General features: G+C 54.2%; 2 protein-coding genes. One reads left to right on the top strand and one right to left on the bottom strand.

Annotated features, from left to right (window positions below; all coding sequences use genetic code 11):
• Positions 1–325 (top strand): integrase core domain-containing protein (locus VI25_RS23805; RefSeq protein WP_152981814.1); only part of this gene is annotated, 325 nt, incomplete at its 5' end.
• Positions 326–351: 26 nt separating this feature from the next.
• Here VI25_RS23805 and VI25_RS25560 read toward each other — a convergent pair.
• The coding region (locus tag VI25_RS25560; RefSeq protein WP_161807052.1) for a hypothetical protein at positions 352–557 on the bottom strand (206 nt) is incomplete at its 5' end.

The raw sequence follows: 557 nt of genomic DNA, 5'->3' as shown, positions 1-557 counted from the left end.
CCTCGTCCACTCCGATCGGGGCGGGCAATATTGTGGCAACGCGTATCGACGCTTGCTCACGGAGCGACAACTGGTGCGTAGTATGAGCCGAAAAGGCGAGTGCTATGATAATGCGCAGGCCGAAAGCCTGTGGTCCCGCGTAAAAACAGAGGTGCTGCTGGACCGATCGACTTTCACTTCGATAGCTGAAGCGCAAGCCGAACTGGCCATCTATTTTGACTACTACAATCACCAGCGACGGCACTCAGCACTAGGCTACGAGTGCCCGCATTCCTTTGAACAACAAGTCCTTCTAACTAAGACCCATTCTGTCTCAACTAACTAGACCACCTCAACTATAGTTGGTGTGTTCTAAATGGGCAGCCCTAGCGCTAGGTGCACGCAGTTGTCTACCACCTCACGGCCGACACGTCCCACCTCCTCCGGATGCTCCAGTAGGTAGCGATCCACTACATAGCTGATAGCTTGACTTGGCCCCATAGCTTGCCAGCCCAGCCGGCTGATGCTCACGTGCGCTGGGTAGTCGTTGAAGAGGTCGGACTGAAATTTAAACACCA

The sequence above is a fragment of the Hymenobacter sp. AT01-02 genome (assembly GCF_000961955.2).
Lineage (GTDB): Bacteria > Bacteroidota > Bacteroidia > Cytophagales > Hymenobacteraceae > Hymenobacter > Hymenobacter mucosus.
This window is presented reverse-complemented; position numbering and strand designations above follow the sequence as displayed.